Annotated in this window: 15 protein-coding genes; 12 read left to right on the top strand and 3 right to left on the bottom strand. The window is 56.8% G+C overall.

Annotated elements, in window-relative coordinates; all coding sequences use genetic code 11:
* Positions 1–224: 224 nt before the first annotated feature.
* From DFR37_RS04000 to DFR37_RS04015, 4 genes are read left to right on the top strand one after another with little or no spacing between them, the layout of a single operon-like run.
* Positions 225–746, top strand: a complete 522-nt coding sequence (locus DFR37_RS04000) for a TRAP transporter small permease (protein WP_147251581.1) — start codon at positions 225–227, stop codon at positions 744–746.
* A complete protein-coding gene (locus DFR37_RS04005) occupies positions 743–2,032 on the top strand; it encodes a TRAP transporter large permease (protein ID WP_113932402.1) in 1,290 nt (429 codons plus the stop codon). The genes DFR37_RS04000 and DFR37_RS04005 overlap by 4 nt, the downstream gene beginning before the upstream one ends.
* Positions 2,033–2,077: 45 nt before the next feature.
* Positions 2,078–3,094, top strand: a complete 1,017-nt coding sequence (locus DFR37_RS04010) for a TRAP transporter substrate-binding protein (RefSeq protein WP_113931956.1) — start codon at positions 2,078–2,080, stop codon at positions 3,092–3,094.
* A gap of 18 nt (positions 3,095–3,112) precedes the next feature.
* Entirely contained in the window at positions 3,113–4,519 is a 1,407-nt protein-coding gene (locus DFR37_RS04015; RefSeq protein ID WP_113931957.1) for an FAD-binding oxidoreductase, read from the top strand.
* Between the two features lie 41 nt (positions 4,520–4,560).
* Here the strand turns inward: DFR37_RS04015 and DFR37_RS04020 are convergent, their stop codons facing one another.
* Together DFR37_RS04020 and DFR37_RS04025 are read right to left on the bottom strand one after the other, a co-directional pair.
* Complete coding sequence (locus DFR37_RS04020) at positions 4,561–5,439, bottom strand: fumarylacetoacetate hydrolase family protein (protein WP_113931958.1); 879 nt, start codon at positions 5,437–5,439, stop codon at positions 4,561–4,563.
* 86 nt (positions 5,440–5,525) lie between these two features.
* A complete protein-coding gene (locus DFR37_RS04025; protein WP_113931959.1) occupies positions 5,526–6,236 on the bottom strand; it encodes a GntR family transcriptional regulator in 711 nt (236 codons plus the stop codon).
* 320 nt (positions 6,237–6,556) lie between these two features.
* Here DFR37_RS04025 and DFR37_RS04030 point away from each other — a divergent pair, with 320 nt between their 5' ends.
* The 7 genes from DFR37_RS04030 (at position 6,557) to DFR37_RS04055 (ending at position 13,095) form a co-directional block, all read left to right on the top strand.
* A complete protein-coding gene (locus DFR37_RS04030) occupies positions 6,557–6,976 on the top strand; it encodes a RidA family protein (RefSeq protein ID WP_113931960.1) in 420 nt (139 codons plus the stop codon).
* A 117-nt stretch (positions 6,977–7,093) separates the two neighbouring features.
* Positions 7,094–7,909 (top strand): alpha/beta fold hydrolase, encoded by an 816-nt coding sequence (locus tag DFR37_RS04035; RefSeq protein WP_113931961.1) that lies wholly within the window; start codon positions 7,094–7,096, stop codon positions 7,907–7,909.
* Between the two features lie 14 nt (positions 7,910–7,923).
* Complete coding sequence (locus DFR37_RS04040; protein WP_113931962.1) at positions 7,924–9,282, top strand: metal-dependent hydrolase family protein; 1,359 nt, start codon at positions 7,924–7,926, stop codon at positions 9,280–9,282.
* Positions 9,283–9,391: 109 nt separating this feature from the next.
* Positions 9,392–10,486 (top strand): substrate-binding domain-containing protein, encoded by a 1,095-nt coding sequence (locus DFR37_RS04045; RefSeq protein ID WP_113931963.1) that lies wholly within the window; start codon positions 9,392–9,394, stop codon positions 10,484–10,486.
* A gap of 4 nt (positions 10,487–10,490) precedes the next feature.
* On the top strand, positions 10,491–11,264 hold the full coding sequence (locus DFR37_RS23240; protein ID WP_242341703.1) for an ATP-binding cassette domain-containing protein: 774 nt from the start codon (positions 10,491–10,493) through the stop codon (positions 11,262–11,264).
* Complete coding sequence (locus tag DFR37_RS23245; RefSeq protein WP_245953992.1) at positions 11,248–12,084, top strand: ATP-binding cassette domain-containing protein; 837 nt, start codon at positions 11,248–11,250, stop codon at positions 12,082–12,084. Before DFR37_RS23240 ends, DFR37_RS23245 begins: the two co-directional genes overlap by 17 nt.
* Before the next feature lie 24 nt (positions 12,085–12,108).
* A complete protein-coding gene (locus tag DFR37_RS04055) occupies positions 12,109–13,095 on the top strand; it encodes an ABC transporter permease (RefSeq protein WP_113931964.1) in 987 nt (328 codons plus the stop codon).
* Positions 13,096–13,202: 107 nt separating this feature from the next.
* Here DFR37_RS04055 and DFR37_RS04060 read toward each other — a convergent pair whose 3' ends face one another.
* Positions 13,203–13,484, bottom strand: a complete 282-nt coding sequence (locus DFR37_RS04060; protein ID WP_113931965.1) for a peptidylprolyl isomerase — start codon at positions 13,482–13,484, stop codon at positions 13,203–13,205.
* 560 nt (positions 13,485–14,044) lie between these two features.
* Between DFR37_RS04060 and DFR37_RS04065 the strand changes: the two genes are divergently transcribed.
* Complete coding sequence (locus DFR37_RS04065; protein WP_170139820.1) at positions 14,045–14,983, top strand: glycosyltransferase family 25 protein; 939 nt, start codon at positions 14,045–14,047, stop codon at positions 14,981–14,983.
* The last annotated feature ends 130 nt before the right edge of the window (positions 14,984–15,113 follow it).

The following is a 15,113-nucleotide window of genomic DNA, read 5'->3' on the forward strand; positions in this document are numbered from 1 at the left end:
TTATTAAATTATACAATTCGTGCCTTCCTATCGCAACGCTCAAATACAGTATTGCGTCCTAAAACAACCCATGGCACACATACACATTTTGAAGCATTTTTTCGCAACCTAACCATCCCCCACCCGCTAGGTGAAATCCCCGACTGATAAACGCAAAAAACCCACAATTCAGCCGGCAACGCTGCCCTATACTGCACCAATAACAAAACAAGAGAGGAAACATTGTGCAGCAGACACAAGGGTGGGCAAGCAAGCTTCAACGGGCCGGCTACTTGGCGGCGGGGCTTTGCGCGGCCATTTCATTGGCCGGCATCATGCTGTTGATGCTGGTCGACGTAACAGGCCGCTATGCATTCAATTCTCCGGTGCCCGGAGCCGGAGAGCTTATTGAACTGGCGATGGGCATTGTTATATTTTCTGCGCTGCCGCTTACCACCGCCCACGGCGAGCATGTAAAACTGGACTATCTGGATGGCTGGCTGCGCGGCGCCGCGCAACGCGTTGTACGGTTTTCAGCCCTGGGCATTACCGCCGCCATTGTGGCTTTTCTTGCATGGCGGGTGGCCGCAAAAGCCGCCACCATCATCCATTACCACGACACCACGCCGTTTCTGGGCATTGCGCTGGCGCCGGTCGCTATTTTCATCTCCGCCGCCACCGCCATAACAGCCCTTATCTTTCTGGCCGAGGCATTTGCGTCGCTGTCCGGCGCCGCCCGCCCCACTGCTACCCCCACGGAATACTGATGACGATAATAATCGGCCTGGCCGCACTATTCCTTCTGGCTGGCATAGGGGTTCCCATTGCGTTTGCCATGGCGGTATCGGGCTTTGTAGGATTCGGATTGGTGGTGGGCTGGGGAGGCGCCATGGCCATGGTCGGCCAGCTGACATTCGATACCGCCCTTAACTACAACCTATCGGTACTGCCGCTGTTTATCTTGATGGGTAACTTCATTACCCGCGCCCGACTTTCCGACGACCTGTATTCCGCAGCCTACTCCATGGTTGGGCACTTTCGCGGCGGGCTTGCCTTGTCAACGCTAATGGCCTGCGCCGGCTTTTCGGCGGTGTGCGGGTCCAGCCTTGCCACCGCCGCCACCATGTCGCGCGTCACCATGCCGTCGATGCGCAAGTTCGGCTACAAAGATTCGCTGGCCGCCGGCGCCGTAGCGGCTGGCGGCACACTGGGCATTTTGATTCCTCCGTCGGTGGCCCTGGTTCTGTATGGCATCATGACCAACAACGACATTGGCAAACTGTTCATTGCCGGCGTGCTGCCTGGGGCGGTCGGGCTGGCGCTATATTGCCTGACAGTTACCGTCATCACCACCCTCGACAAAAAAGCGGGCCCTCCCGGAACCCGCGCGTCCTGGCCCGAAAAGCTGCGCACAGTAAAACGGGTTTGGGGTATTACCGCGCTGTTTGTCATTGTCATTGGCGGAATCTACACCGGCATTTTTACCTCGACGGAAGCTGCCGGAATCGGCGCGTCTTTTTCGGCGCTATTTGCCATCTGGCGCGGCGGCCTAAGACTTCGGGGCGTTTACGAAGTGCTGGTTGAAAGCGCCCGCATGTCGGCCATGATCTTCGCTATTTTGATCGGCGCCATGATCTTCGCCAACTTCGTCAATGTGGCCGGCCTGTTGCAAGCACTGGAAGCCGCGATCAATGCCATGGACCTGACCCCCATGGGCGTCATGATCGGCATCATTATTATCTACATCATCCTGGGCATGGTGCTTGAAAGCATGTCCATGCTGTTGCTGACAGTACCCATTTTCTACCCGCTGGCCATGGCCCATGGCTTCGATCCCATCTGGTTCGGCATTATCGTAGTCGTGGTAATTGAAATAAGCCTGATCACGCCGCCGGTCGGGATGAATGTATTCACCTTGCGCGCCACCTTGCCCGACGTATCGACCGCGACTATTTTCAGGGGTGTTGCCCCATTTATCGTGGCGGACATAGTGCGGCTGGCCCTGCTGGTGGCTGTTCCCTGGATTACCCTTGTTCTACCCAGCCACCTATAAAGGCGGCATCCGCAACAATTTACCCGACCAAACGGAGACAAGCTTATGATCAAGAAAACCATTTTCGCCGCAGGCCTGCTGATAGCCGCCATGTCAACAGTCCACGCGCAGACCACCACAATCCGGTTCTCGAACTGGCTGCCGCCCACCCACCCCATTACCACCGACATCCTCAAGCCGTGGGCGGCCAATATAGAAAAGGAAACCGAAGGCCGGGTCAAAGTGCAGTTTCTTCCCGCGCTGGGCAAGCCGCCCGCCCACTTCGACCTGGTGCGCAATGGCGTCGCCGACGCCGCCATGAGCGTGCACGCCTATACCGCCGACCGCTTCCCCGCGGAATACGGCATGACCCTGCCCGGCTATGCCGACGACGCAACCAGTGCCTCCATTGCATACTGGCGCACGTATAAAAAGTTCTTCGAAAAGCTTAATTCTTTCGAAGGCGTACATTTGGTGGGCGTCTGGGCCCACGGACCAGGCCATTTCTTTACGCGCAACAAGCCCATTGAAAAACTGGCCGACCTTAACGGCCTGAGACTGCGCGCCACTGGCGGTATTGTGCAAGACATCTCCTCGCGCCTGGGCGTGGTCCCGCAATTTGCATCCGCCAGCGAAGCCTACGAACTGCTGTCTCGCGGCGTCGTGGATGGCGTCATGTTCAATGCCGACTCCGTCTACAGCTTCAAGATGAATTCTCTGTTGAACAACGCCTATAGAGTTCCAGGCGGGCTGTATCGCGACACCCACTACGTCATCATGAACCCGAAAGTCTACGCAAGCCTTAGCGACAAAGACAAAGCAGGCGTAGACAAAGCATCGGGCGAAGCCCTTGCCAAACTGGCCGGCCAAGCCTGGGACAAAGTAGACAACGACGCCTGGGCCAAAATGAAAGCGGCCGGCTATACCATCAAGGTCGCCGACGACAAGGCTGTGCAAGAGCTGGCCAAACAAGGCGAAGAGCTTAAAAAGGCGTGGGTCGCGCGCATGGCCAAACTGGGCGTCGACGGCGAAGCCGCATTGGCCTATTACAAAAGCGAAATAGCCGCCAACAAACAGGACTAAGAAACAGGACCAAGCACCATGAACGCGCAAACACCCATCCAACACGAACATAGCCCACGCCTGCCGCAAGCTATTGCCGAACTGCAAGCCCTTTTGCACGACCGGCTCTCGACTGTCGAATCGGTGCTTGCGCAGCATGGCCGCGACGAATCCTGGCATAACCCCGAGCTGCCCGACGCCGTCGCGTTCCCGAACAACACGGCCGAAGTCTCGGCCATTGCAAAGATCTGCAGCGCTCACAAAATACCCATGATCCCGTTCGGTGCGGGCTCGTCGGTAGAAGGCGCCCTCATCCCCACCATGGGCGGCATTGTCGTCAGCACCTTGAACATGAACCAGGTGCTTGCCGTTCACCCAGACAACTTCGACTGCGTCGTCCAGCCCGGGCTTTCACGCAAGGCCTTGAACCAATACCTTAAAGGCACGGGCCTGTTCTTTCCCATCGACCCCGGCGCCGACGCCTCGATAGGCGGCATGACAGCCACCCGTGCCAGCGGCACCAACGCCATGCGCTACGGCACCATGGCCGAGGTCGTGCGCGGCCTGGAAGTCGTGCTGGCCGACGGCCGCATCATCCGTACCGGCAGCCGCGCCAGAAAATCGTCGGCCGGCTACGACCTGACCCATTTGTTTATTGGCCACGAAGGCACACTGGGCCTTGTGACGGAAATTATCCTGCGCCTTTCGCCCTTGCCGGAATCCGCGACCGCCGCCACCTGCCGCTTCCCGTCCCTGGAAAGCGCCGTGCAAACCTCGGTAGCCCTTATGCAAGCCGGCATCCCCGTTGCCCGCATCGAACTGCTGGACGAACTGATGGTCGACGCCGTCAATCAGTACTCGAAAATGGATATGCCGCTGCTGCCGCATTTATTCTTTGAATTCCAGGGCTCGCCCAGCAGAACCAAGGAAGACGCCCTGCTCGTACAAGACCTGTGCCAGGAGTTCGGCGGCGACGAATTCCAATGGACGTCGTCCCCCGAAGAGATGACGCAACTATGGAAAGCGCGCCACAACTGCGCCTACGCCTGCATGGCCTACCGCCGCCCGCGCAAGCTGATGACCACCGACGTATGCGTGCCGCTTAACAACCTGACAGAATGCATACTGTCCTCGCGCGCCGACGCGGAAGCCCAAGGCATAACCGCCCCCATACTGGGGCATGTGGGCGACGGCAACTTCCATATGGTGCTGCTGGTGGACCCGGACAACGCCGACGAAGTCCAACGCGCCGAAGCCGTAAACACCCGCCTTATCGAGCGCGCCATAGCCTGCGGCGGCACATCCACCGGCGAACATGGCGTAGGCCTGGGCAAACGCGCCTACATGCAAACCGAACACGGCGAAGCCCTGAATGTAATGCGCTCAATCAAACAGACGCTGGACCCGCATAACCTGCTTAACCCGGGCAAGGTGTTGCCCGATTAGGCAACGATACCCATGCATCATTGAACGAATACCGACGCCCCCTACCTAACCGAATTAGACAAGCGCCCCAAGCCGTCGATTTCAATTTCGACTTTGTCGCCGCTTTGCAAGAAACGCGGGGGGTTGAAGCCTATGCCTACGCCTACGGGTGTGCCGGTGGCGATGATGTCGCCGGGCAGCAGGGCGAAGCCGGCGGACAGGGTTTCGATAAGCGTGGGGATGTCGAAGATCAGGTCTTTGGAGTTGGCGTTTTGGCGCAGTTCGCCGTTGACCCAGCACTTCAGGTTAAGGTTCGCGCCGTCCAGTTCGTCGGCGGTGCCTATCCAGGGGCCCATGGGGCATGAGGTTTCGAAGGACTTTCCCAGGAACCACTGCTTGTGCTTGGCCTGCAGGTCGCGGGCGGTAAGGTCGTTGATGATGACGTAGCCGAACACGTGGCTCATGGCGCTGGCCTTGTCGATGCCCAGGCCGCCCTTGCCAATGATCACGCCAAGTTCTGCTTCGTAGTCCAACTGCTCGCAAGCGCCGGGAAATCCCATGGGCTCGCCGGAGGCGACTACGGTTTCGGGCATTTTGGTGAAGACTATGGGTGCGCTGGGGACGGCGTCGGCGGGTTTCGATGCGCTGCTGTCGAAGCCGCTGCGGGTGAATTCGTGGGCGTGCTCGAAGTAGTTCTTGCCGACGCACATAATGTTGCGGCGCGGCCGCTGAATGGGCGCGGCAAATTGCAATTGGGCGAACGGAATGGCCTGGCTTTCAAACTGAAGCGCGTTCTTCACGGTGTCGAAGCGTTCTATCAGGGTTGTCATGTCGGCAATAGCTTCGCCGCCGGCCGAAACAAGCTTGCGGGCGGTTTGGCCTTCGGCGTCAATGCTGGCAATGGCGTGGGAATTGTTATGCAAGATGGTGGCAAGTCTCATGTATTTATCCTGGCAAAGTGGACGTGAATAATGAGCATGCATGTTGAATACGCTTCAACCCATGCATGCATACGGCGTTGCTGTTGCTATGCATTTCCCGCAGCGGAAAGCCCTTCGGTACGGTTCAGCCCGGTCAGCAGGCGGTCGCGGGTGTGCTCTGAATGCTGTTTGGTCAGTTCCAGAAAGCGCTCGGAGTCGCCCACCACAAAAGCCTGCGCCAATTGGGAATGCTCTTCTTGCGCTTCGCGCAGGTCGCCGGTAAGCCGCGCTTCGGTGCGGATGTAGGCTTCTATCAGGTTGCGGGAATGCTGCAGGGCTTTCAGGTGGTGGGGGCAGTCGGCCGGGGCCAACAGCGCGTCGTGAAATTTCTTATTAAGTTCGAACCATTGTGAAAGCGCCTCGGCGCTTTCTTCCGTGGCGAGCGCTTTCATTTCGGTAACGATGGAATAGATGCTTGCGATATCGGCTTCGGTGCGCCGTGCAATGGAACGGCGCGCCAACTCTACCTCCACCAGGCTGCGCAGGTCGAAGACCTCGGCTATTTCCTTGGGGTCGAGCGCCGCAACGGCATAACCGCGCCGCGGGTGCAGCACCACAATGCCTTCCGCCTCCAGGCGCGGCAAGGCTTCGCGCAAGGGGCTGCGGCTTACGCCCAGCTTGGCGGCCACATCGTCCTGGCGCAGCATTTGTCCCGGAATGAACATGCCGTTAAGGATGGCTTTGCGCAATTCCCGATAGACGATTTCGGGCAGGGTTGGGGTGGCAACGATATCAAGCCGTTCGCTATGTGTGTTCATGATGTCCTAGAAAAACTGTACCGCAAGCCCAAAACCGCCTGAAATCTCTGCTCAAGCGACACCGACCCAAATATTTATATTGTATAAAATTTAATTAATTAGTGCAATTGCCCGATAAGAATTCGACCGACTCACGGAAATTCAATAGCTTGCAGCACAAAAAACTAGAGTAAACCCCTATAGGTAGTGGGTTTATCGATGAATATACTTTGCCTAATCCGGTTTTTTATATTGTATAAAATTCACGGATGCAGCCTTTGAACAGCCCGCAGCACTAGAACAGTTTCGTACGCATAGCGTCATTCTTTAAAGGACTAGGCATGACAAACCAGGTTGAATACATCAATCCTCCAGGCTCGGCACCCGCCCAGGGCCAGTACTCCCATATCGGCAAGGTCAAAGACGGCGAACTGCTTTTCTTCGCGGGGCAGCTTGCCGTCGGGGCGGATGGCAGCGTCAGCGGAAAAGGCAGCTTTGAAACCCAGTTCCGCCAAGTCTTCAGCAATCTGGGCGACGTGCTCAAAGGCGTCGGGCTGGACTTCAATGCTGTCGTCAAGTTCAACACCTACCTGGTGCACTCGCAAGACATAGACAGCTTCATGAAACTGCGCGCAGAACTGTTCCCGAAAATATTCAAAGACGCCAACTACCCGCCCAACACCTTGCTGGTCATCGACCGCCTGGTGAAAGAAGACTTCCTGCTGGAAGTCGAAGCGGTCGTGCGCGCTCCTTCGCAGTAGGCCGCCAGGCAAAGCCGGCCCGGCCGCCAAGAAGCAAGCCGCGCAAAGCCGCGGCAGGCGCGGGCCCTGCAACAACGCAAAACCCGCCGCATGCCGGACAGATAGAAAGAGGAAAAGATGGTTGAAGAACAGTTTGACTTCGAAGGCGTTTCCGTCAACTACTACCACCTTGGCAAAGGCCAGCCGCTGCTATTGCTGCACGGCTCGGGTCCCGGCGCCTCCAGTGTCGGCAATTGGCGCAGCGTGCTTGAACCGCTGGCCCAGCAGTTCGACGTCTATGCCATGGACCTTATCGGCTTCGGCAAAAGCGGCCGCAAAAAAAGCGAACCCTACTTCGACTACGACCTGTGGGTGCGCCAGGCCGCGGCCATGCTGGAAAAAATCCCCGGCCAGCGGGTTGGCGTCATCGGCCATTCCTTGTCCGCCTCGGTAGGCCTGACGCTGGCCGCGCAAGCCCCGCGCGTCAAGGCCCTGCTTACCACGGGCGCCATGGGCACCCGCTTCGAAATGAATGAAGGCACACGCCGCACCTGGGTATGCCCGCGCAATCGCGAAGAGCTCGTGCTGGCGCTAAGCGGACTTATCCACGACACCTCCGGCATAAACGAAGCCTATCTGCAAGCGCGCGAACAAGTAATTTTTGCGCCCGGCTATGCCGACTACTTCGACGCCATGTTCAAGGGCGACCAGCGGCAATACATCGAAGCCGCCCTGCTGTCCCAAGCCACGCTGGACCAAGTCACCTGCCCAGTGCTGATGCTGCATGGCCGCAACGACAATTCCTTTCCCGCATCAAGCTCTGTGGAACTGGCCGGAAAGCTGGCCGACGCCGACCTGATGCTGTTAAGCCAATGTTCGCATTCCGTAGCGGTAGAGCGGGCCGGCACGTTCCTGGCGTTGGCCAACGAATTCTTCAACCGCACGCTGACATGATTGAAGGAAGCACGATGAAACAGTCCAAAGGTTACTTGCTTAAAGGCCGCATTATCGACGGCAGCCTTAACCCTCCGGTAGAAGACGGCGCCGTCGTGGTCGAAGGCGAACGCATTTCCTGGGTCGGCAAAACACAAGACCTGCCCGCGCACTACAACGAAAACGAATACACATTAATCGACCTTCCAGGCCGCAGCATCATGCCCGGCCTTATCGACGGACATACGCACATTTCTTTCGGCGAATCGCGCTCGGAAGAAGAAAACGCCCTCTACACCCCGGTGGAATTCCGCACCGCCAAGGCCTTGTACTACTCGAAGAAAGTGCTGCAGGCCGGCGTAACCAGCGCCTTCGACGCCGCCACCAGCTACAACATAGCGCAGGCCGTGCGCGACGCCATCGACACCGGCATGTTTCCCGGCCCGCGCTTTACCGTGTCTGGAAAACAGATTACCAACCACCAGGGCCTGGAAGACTCCTTTCCCAGCAATATGGAATTTCCGCCAGGCCAAAGCGCCGTGCTCGTTAAAACGCACAGCGACCTGGTCGAGGCTATCCGCCTGCAAGTCAAGGACGAGGTCGACGCCATTAAAGTGTCGGGCTCGAACGACAACCTCATTACCCCAGACGCCCTAGGCGCTTCGGCCTTTACCTACGAAGAGCTGAAGATCATTGTCGACGAAACCCATCGGCTTGGAAAAGTATGCAGCGTCCACGCCCGCTCGCGCGACTCGGCGGTGGATTCCGCCCGGGCCGGCTTCGACCAGATCTACCACGCCTCGTACATCGACGACGCCGGCATCGAAGCCTGCCTGAAGAACAACTGCATCATCACACCCACGCTTACCTTGCTGGTCAACCTTATCGAAGCCAGCCCGGCCCAAGCCGGCGCTTCCAGCAATGCCGCCTTCCAGCGCGAAGTCGAAGCCGCAACCATGAACCTGCGCAAAGCGTTCGACGCAGGCGTGCCCATTGTTGCCGGCAGCGAAAGCGGCTGGTCGCCCGTGCCCTACGGGCAATGGCACGCCCGCGAAATGGAACTGTTCGTGAACCTGCTGGGCATGACCCCATTGCAAGCCATACATTCCAACACACTGGCAGCCACCCGCATGCTGGCCCGCCACGGCCATGAAGTGGGCAAAGTGGAAGCCGGCCGCCTTGCCGACCTGCTGGTCGTGCCCGGCAACCCCAGCCAGGACATCAGGATACTGCAGCGCCCAACCCAGTTCGACTACATCTTCAAAGGCGGCCAGCCCATCGACCGCACGCCGCCGGCCCCGCGCCAGCGCAAATGGTACGAGCGCACCAAAACCTTTCTTGCCGGCCTGTACGAGTTCGACGAGGAATCGGGGCAAGGGCGTTTGGTGCAGTAGCTCGCAAGCAGTCTTTTTTCACCTTCCCATGTTTGTAAAAACGTCACGCTCTTATCCGAAGTCGCGCTATGCGAATCACCAAGACGCTTGATAAAACCCGGAGATGATCATGTTAGACAACCACGTTGCATCAAAATCAAGCCGCATAGCCAAGGTACTAAAGGTTGGCGCGCTAAGCCTTTCGGCCGCATTCTGCCTGGCGGCCGCCACCCCCGCAAGCGCCGCTGCCGCGCAAGAAGACCGCCTGCAAGGCCTTATCGAGCCCATCAAGGCGGAAAAGCCCTACAAGATCGGGGTTACCCTGGTCCACCTGAACGACGACTTCTGGAAAGGCATAGCCTACGGCATCCAGGACGAAGCCAAGCGCAGCGGGGTAAAGGTGGTGCAAATATCGGTCGCCGGGGCCTACGGCAACGTGCGTGAACAATTCGCCCAGCTTAACGCCCTGAAAAGCCTGGGCGTAGATATAGCCGTCGTGGGCGCCGCCAGCTTCAATGGCTATGATCCAGTATTCAAGGAAATGCAAAAAGCGGGCATCAAGATAGTGGCCGCCGGCATTCCGGTAAACAGCCCGAACGTCACGTTCGGCGTCGGCCAGGACGACGCTTCCATCGGCGTAGCACTGGCAAAAGAAGTCTGTAAAGCCAAACCGGACTCCACCGTAGCCACCATTCCCGGCCCGGCGGGCGCCGAATGGGTAAGGCTGCGCTATGTCGGCTTCATGGACGAAGCCAAGAAATGCCCCGGCCTTAAGACAATTCCCGGAGCGTACGGCGGCGACCTTGGCCTGGCCTATGGCCTTTCCCAAGCCTCCGACTTGCTTCTAAAGCACCCGGAAGCCAATTTCATCTATACACCGGTAATTTCACTAGGCATGGGCGCCGCCCAAGCGGTTAAACAACTTAACCGGCATACGCAGGTCGTTTCAAGCGCCGTGGTCAAGGAAGCCATCCCAATGATCAAAGACGGCCGCATCCTTGCCGTGGTGTCCGAGCCTGGAATCATCATGGGGCGCTTGATTGTTCAATACGCCATCCGCGAAATGGAAGGCAAGGCCATGCCAAACCTGCATACCGACAAGAGCCTGCCCTACCCCTATGTTTTAACGCCGCCGGTTCTCATTACACCGGCCAATGTCGACCGCCACCCTTTCAATATCTATGAGATTCCGCCGCAAGACTGGCGGATCGATGCCATGCAATAACACCTTGAACCGCCTGACCAAACCACTTCATGGACCGACCGCAATGGAAAGCGACACAAAAGCCGAGACCACGACCCAAAGGGTTTCGAACTGCATGCTTGAAATACGCCACCTGACAAAAAACTTTGGCGCGACTCGAGCATTGGCCGATGTGTCGCTTTCGTTCCTGGAAGGAGAAATACATTGCCTTCTGGGCGAAAATGGCGCCGGCAAATCCACCATAGGGAAAATCATCGGCGGCCTGCACAAGGCCGACGCCGGCGAACTGCTGTTCCGCGGCCAGCCCGTAGCGCTTAACAGTATCAGCGAAGCCCGCACCTGCGGGATTGCCGTGGTTTATCAAGAGCTTTCGCTGGCGCCAGATCTGTCTGTGCGCGCAAATTTGCAGTTAGGCAGCCATCGCTCGCGCAACCCCTTCGCAAGACTTCGGCACAGACAAGAAGCGGACGAAGCCATTGCCGTGCTGCGCGGGCTGGGCCTTGAGATTGATATTGAACAAGAAGTTGGAAATTTGTCGGTTGCGACACAGCAATTGATCGAAATCGCCAAAGCACTGATGCAATCGCCGCAACTGGTGGTCTTCGACGAACCCACAGCCATGCTGGGCGCCGTCGAAAAACAAAAGTTCTTCGAGGTTTTACGCGTACTACGAAAAAAAAGGAACCGCTTCCATCCTGATTACCCATCATATCGACGACGTCATGGCGGTAGGAGACCGAGTCAGCATCATGCGCAACGGACGCCTGGTGGATTCGTTCCCTATGGAATCCCATCTTGAAGAAGAGACCATACTAGAGCGGCTAACAGGAAAAAAAGTCCAGGCCGCGCCGCCCAAGCTGCAAATACAACACGGCGACGACTTCTTGCGAATCGACAACGCCCACTGGCATAACAAAGCCTCGGCGCCGCTGACAGCGCAACGTGGCGAGATTGTCGGGTTCTACGGTGTAGTAGGATGCGGCGCCGAGCGCATCATACAAGGCCTGGCCGGCGTGCAAGACGCCAGACCCTTGTCGTTCTCCATTGACGGCAAACAGTTCAAACCGCGCAATACGTCGCAGGCCTTCAAGCAGGGGGTTTCGTACCTTCCGTCCGGCCGGGCGGCCAACGGCATTCTGCCAACGCGCTCCATCCGCGAAAACATCATGCTTACGCAACTGAACCGCCTAAGCAAATTTGGAATCGTCTCTGGAAATTCCGAATGCAAGTCAGCCGATGACCTTCTAAAACGCTTTGCCGTGAAGTTCGAAAATGCGGACCAGTTAATTACCAGCTTAAGCGGCGGAAACCAGCAGAAAGTACTCTTGGCACGCGCCATGGCGCGCGCAGAAAAACTACTAGTCCTGGAAGAGCCCACCATCGGCATCGACGTCGACGCCAAGCATGAGATCCACGAACATATCCGGGCACTGGCCAAAACCGGCGTTACGGTAGTCTTGCTGTCTTGCGACCTGCTGGAAACCCTTGCCTTGTGCAACTCCATATTTACCATGTGCGACGGAGAGGTCATGCAAAACTATACCAACCCAACACTGGAAGACCAGGCCGCGATAATTTCCGATGTCCTGGGCCAGAACGCAGACGCCAGAGCCGCCTAAAACACAGTCTTAAAGGAGCGCAATATGTTCAACGTTTTAAGGTGGGGGCAAAGGCCGGCCCAATCGTCGCCTAAAAAGAAGGCCAGGCAAAAAAGCTCGGACACCATGCTGCCGCTGTTTATTATCGGCCTGGCGGTGATAGCGGGGGTAATAGAGCCCAAATTCCTATCCGCAGACAACCTGATCAATCTCGCGCGGCAAATGATTCCGCTGCTGATCATTTCACTGGGCCAAGCGTACGCCATTATCAGCGGCGGACTTGATTTGTCGCTGGCGGCGGTAATGTCCCTGGCCGGTGTAGTAGGCGTCCTGATCATGCCCCAATACGGGCCGATAATCGGCGTTGCCATTATGCTGGCTACCGGTATTGTGGTGGGGCTGCTCTCGGGCGGTATCATTGCTTATCTACGCACCAGTCCACTAATCGTAACCCTGGGCATGCTCTCTGTAGCGCAGGCCCTGGCCCTGATCCTTTCCGGCGGCGTCCCAATTTACGACGCACACCCCGGCTACGTGCAGGCAATCGGCTTCGACAGCTTTTTGAACATCCCGCATATGGTGTGGATAGGCGCAGCCATGGCCGTTGCCGCAGCGCTTGTACTTCGGCATACCGTCTTCGGCCGCCACGTCTACGCCATAGGATCCAACGCCTCGGCGGCGGCGAAGTCGGGCGTCAACGTCAAATTCAATACCATGCTGGTTTATGGAGTCAGCGGATTTTGCGCTGCCATCGGCGCCGTCGTCCTGACCGCCTGGGTGGGTTCCGCCCAACCCATTGCCTCGCCCAGCCTAACCCTGGAGTCGCTTGCGGCCGTGGTGCTTGGCGGCGTAGCGCTAACAGGGGGATCCGGCGGAATCCGCCAGGTCTTCTACGGCGTACTGATTTTAAGCATGCTGTCGAACGTAATGAACATGATCGGCGTTTCCGCCTATTACCAGACCTTGACCATAGGCATAGTCATCATCCTGGCCGTGATTTTGGACCGCTTGCGCGGCCGAGAACGATCCTAGGGCCGCCCACAAAAAAGCGGCCGATATGGCCGCACGGCCGCCCAGGCGGCTAGCCAGCTCCAGGCAGGCAGCGCCGGCAAGCAAAGCCACGCCGGCGCGCACTGAAATCAGTCCTGGCGGCTGGTCACTTCCAGCAGGTGGTACCCGAACTGGGTCTTCACTGGGCCTTGCACTTCGTTAATAGGTGCGCTGAACACCACTTCGTCGAACTCGCGAACCATTTGGCCCGGACCGAACGAACCCAAATTGCCGCCGTCGCGGCTGGAGGGGCAACTGGAGTTTTCTTTTGCAACCTGCGCGAAGTCAGCGCCCTGTTCAATAGCGGTTTTAAGTTCGTTGCACTTTTCTTCGGTAGAAACCAGAATATGACGTGCGGTAGCTTGAGCCATGAGTATTACTCCTTAAAATGAAGGGGAAATAGTACCGCAATTGAGTGCGGCAACCAACGTAGCCGGTTCATTGGCTAATTTAGCCCGTAGCTCCCGACTCTTCACACGTGTAGCAATCAGGTGATACAGTAAGCGCCATGACTGATGCCATTGACGCCCATTTTCAATGAAAAAATACGTTCCCTATGTACTGGCTGCCATTTGTTTGGGTGCTGTCTACCTATATTTCGCACTGGCCAAAGACGTCAAGCACCTGGCGGACAGCCGAGCCGTTGTAACGAACCATTGGACTGGAGAGGTCAAGCAGTGCATCGTTACGCCAGACCAGAAATGGGCTTGTAAACCTGCCGAACCCATATCGGTACCGTGGTATATGGCTATCGTGCAACACACGTTTGAATCGCTTAACTAATGGCTACGCAGCGCAACACCATAGCAACCGCCTTTCTCTCATACACAGCTTTCGCCCCGGCGATTGCGACGACGTAAGCACAAGCCCCACGGGGCGGTTACATTTGGTAAACTGCAGCGCATCGATTATTACTCGCGAAGCCTATACCGTGCCTCCCAAAATTTATGTAATTAACCTTGTTGCCGCGCAAGACCGGCAAGCCTTTATGCGGCAACAGCTTCAGCCGCTAGATGTGCCCTTTGAATTTTTCGACGCAATACACGGCACACAAAATCCCGACCATTACTTATTCAAGAAATACAACAACACAAAGCGCACACGGCTGCGGGGTGCAAACTCGTCTTTAAAATTGTCGCAGCTAGGTTGCTTTGCAAGTCATTATTTGCTATGGGAAAAATGCGTACAAGGCAGTGAGCCAATTATCGTATTGGAAGACGACGCGATCCTGCTGCCTACCTTTATACAGTTCATTGAAGACGCCGATAAGTTTGCCAACCACTACGACTTGGTATGGATGCAGCCCAGCCGAAAAGTAGCCAACCAAACCGGCCACCCCCTCGAAAGAATTGGCGCCTTTACTGTCAAGAAATTTGCCAAGGGCTTTGCCGGCGCTACCGGATACCTTGTTACGCCCAACGCTGCGCAAGCCCTACTGGACTACAGCGTCGAATGGCTTTATCCCGTGGACAACACTATGGACCGCTTCTATGATCATAAGATCGAAGCTATTGGTTTAGACCCTGCTTGCCTTACGCAGGATGACAACTTCCAGTCATTTATCAACGAGCCCGATTTCGTGCATAAACGCACGCTGCAGGATACGATAAGACATGAGTACGCCAACTTGAAAGATAATTTGAGAAGAGTCAGCCACAACGTGGCTTTTTTAATCGGCCGAAAGATCACTGGCATTTTGGCGAGGCTGTGGTGTCCGCAGCTATGCGCTTCGTCTGGACGTCATCACACCACAATGCCCACATCAGACGCTGAGCATAAAGACACCGCCCAAGCATTGCATTTGCTGTCTGAACCGGCAGATTCCGCTGGACCACTACCGTTGCGAAACACGGACAAAGTGATACAGTAAGTCAGTATGAAACCGGTAAGACACTGACCCTATGCTGATCACCATTTGCGTTACGCGTAGACAAAAAGTCAGAACAACTCGTCTGTATAATCCAACATTCCCAACATAAAATCCAAAACCAGAATGGCTT

The sequence above is a fragment of the Eoetvoesiella caeni genome, from assembly GCF_003315175.1.
Taxonomy (GTDB): Bacteria; Pseudomonadota; Gammaproteobacteria; order Burkholderiales; family Burkholderiaceae_B; genus Eoetvoesia; species Eoetvoesia caeni.

What these genes read in the sequence shown, in the direction of transcription:
- DFR37_RS04010 (WP_113931956.1), top strand. Translation starts at nt 2,078, where the DNA reads ATGATCAAGAAAACCATTTTCGCCGCAGGCCTGCTGATAGCCGCCATG.
- DFR37_RS04015 (WP_113931957.1), top strand. Translation starts at nt 3,113, where the DNA reads ATGAACGCGCAAACACCCATCCAACACGAACATAGCCCACGCCTGCCG.
- DFR37_RS04020 (WP_113931958.1), bottom strand. Translation starts at nt 5,439, where the DNA reads ATGAGACTTGCCACCATCTTGCATAACAATTCCCACGCCATTGCCAGC.
- DFR37_RS04025 (WP_113931959.1), bottom strand. Translation starts at nt 6,236, where the DNA reads ATGAACACACATAGCGAACGGCTTGATATCGTTGCCACCCCAACCCTG.
- DFR37_RS04030 (WP_113931960.1), top strand. Translation starts at nt 6,557, where the DNA reads ATGACAAACCAGGTTGAATACATCAATCCTCCAGGCTCGGCACCCGCC.
- DFR37_RS04035 (WP_113931961.1), top strand. Translation starts at nt 7,094, where the DNA reads ATGGTTGAAGAACAGTTTGACTTCGAAGGCGTTTCCGTCAACTACTAC.
- DFR37_RS04040 (WP_113931962.1), top strand. Translation starts at nt 7,924, where the DNA reads ATGAAACAGTCCAAAGGTTACTTGCTTAAAGGCCGCATTATCGACGGC.
- DFR37_RS04045 (WP_113931963.1), top strand. Translation starts at nt 9,392, where the DNA reads ATGTTAGACAACCACGTTGCATCAAAATCAAGCCGCATAGCCAAGGTA.
- DFR37_RS23245 (WP_245953992.1), top strand. Translation starts at nt 11,248, where the DNA reads ATGGAATCCCATCTTGAAGAAGAGACCATACTAGAGCGGCTAACAGGA.
- DFR37_RS04055 (WP_113931964.1), top strand. Translation starts at nt 12,109, where the DNA reads ATGTTCAACGTTTTAAGGTGGGGGCAAAGGCCGGCCCAATCGTCGCCT.
- DFR37_RS04060 (WP_113931965.1), bottom strand. Translation starts at nt 13,484, where the DNA reads ATGGCTCAAGCTACCGCACGTCATATTCTGGTTTCTACCGAAGAAAAG.